The sequence below is a fragment of the Bartonella sp. AU18XJBT genome (assembly GCF_028618595.1).
Taxonomy (GTDB): Bacteria; Pseudomonadota; Alphaproteobacteria; order Rhizobiales; family Rhizobiaceae; genus Bartonella.
In genome coordinates, this window is sequence record NZ_JAQITE010000120.1 from 1 (window position 1) to 1,893 (window position 1,893).

A 1,893-nucleotide genomic window follows, 5' to 3' on the forward strand; every position below is an offset into this window, starting at 1 on the left:
CAGGACGCTGGGAAATAGAACAATCTCACGGCACTTTTGCAGAACAAATTATTCGTCCAACAGGGCTTGTTGACCCACCAACAGAGGTTCGTCCAGCCAGAAATCAAGTCGATGATGTTGTGAATGAAATTCGTAAAACAATTCAAAAAGGCTACCGTACATTGGTGACAGTTCTCACAAAGCGTATGGCCGAGGACTTAACTGAATATCTCCACGAACAAGATATTCGCGTACGCTATATGCATTCTGACATTGATACATTAGAACGCATTGAAATTCTACGCGATCTGCGGCTTGGCACCTTTGATGTCCTCATCGGTATCAACTTGCTCCGAGAAGGCTTAGATATTCCAGAATGTGGTTTTGTTGCCATTCTAGATGCCGATAAAGAAGGCTTTTTGCGCTCTGAAACCTCCCTTATACAAACAATCGGACGTGCTGCACGTAACGTAGATGGCCGTGTTATCCTCTATGCAGATACAATCACAGCCTCCATAGAACGAGCCTTACAGGAGACACAAAGACGTCGACAAAAACAAATAGCCTACAATGAAGAACACCATATCACACCGAAAAGTATCAAAAAAAATATCGGAGATATTCTCAATTCAGGCTATGAAAACAACCATATTCGCACAAATATTCCTGATGTCATCGAGAAAAAAAATATGGTTGGCAAAAATTTAGCTTCTCATATTAAACACCTTGAAAAATTAATGCATGAAGCAGCTGCTGATCTCAATTTTGAAGAAGCAGCGCGACTTCGCGATGAAATAAAACAATTACAAAAGATAGAACTAGAAATCGCTGAGCCCCCCTTAACACATCATAGCGAACAATCCACCCATGAGCCCGTGTTACAACCAAGTCTTTTCTCCAAACCAGACCTTGCACACATGGGACCAACCATGGACACTGGTATTTTGGAAAGTCGAAAAGGAAAATCTCGTAAAAACACTCCTAATCAAGCAACAATAAAACGACAAAAAACGCAATCAACAAAGAAGTAGAAAATTTCAAACCGCCTAAAATAATCTTCAGCTCATCTAAAAAAAGACTAAAGCTCAAAGCAAACAGCATTATCCGAAAAATAGACAACCTCAAACATCAAGGGTGCTCTCATTTGTCAAAAACACCATAAGAGAGAACATTTTACAAAAAATGCCTAAAATTTATTGACTTTTTAAGCAATTTTTCTTGTTAAACCGCGTTATAAAAAATCCCTAAAAATGTAAAAAACTTCTAAACTCTAAAAAAGCAGACAAATTTAAAGAGAGTATCTGATATATAGATATATCAAAAAATTGCTCACAATATGTTATCTTTATATAGATATTATCTTTATACAGTTATACTCTGACATCGAACTCAAATATTATTTATCCTCACAAGAGAATATTCAAATAGGACACTGTTCTATCACACAAACAAAGTAAAACAAGACTTTATCATATTATCATAAGTCTATGATAAAAAATGATAACTTTTATTCATACATCTATTGTTCAATTCATATTGCATCAAGTGATACAAAAATTATCCCTAAATAAAGAGTTTATATCCAATAGTAAAAAATCATGTACTTTCAATACAAACTTATTAATTAACCTCAAGCAGAGTACATTAATTGAAATCAAAATTCTGTCATGATTTTATTTTACTTTATCTGCAATAGATTTAATTAAATGAATTTTCATTTATTTTTTCACAATAAAGTCCAAAATTGTTCAGGCTCTATTCAGTTTGAAACGTGTAGGATGTGAAAAATACGAATTTACTCAAGGAGCATCATGATGAAAAAGATGATCAGGTTAGCGGTATTATCAGCAATGTCAACAGCAACCGTTTTGATGCCGCTAAATGCAACGCTTGCGGATATGACATGGTATCATA

At 35.0% G+C, this 1,893-nt stretch carries 1 protein-coding gene and 1 pseudogene; both read left to right on the forward strand.

Annotated elements, in window-relative coordinates; all coding sequences use genetic code 11:
- Positions 1 to 1,010 (forward strand): helicase-related protein (locus PVV60_RS10375; RefSeq protein WP_273724659.1); only part of this gene is annotated, 1,010 nt, incomplete at its 5' end.
- Positions 1,011 to 1,793: 783 nt separating this feature from the next.
- Positions 1,794 to 1,893, forward strand: a pseudogene (locus PVV60_RS10380) (BA14K family protein); the annotation flags it as partial.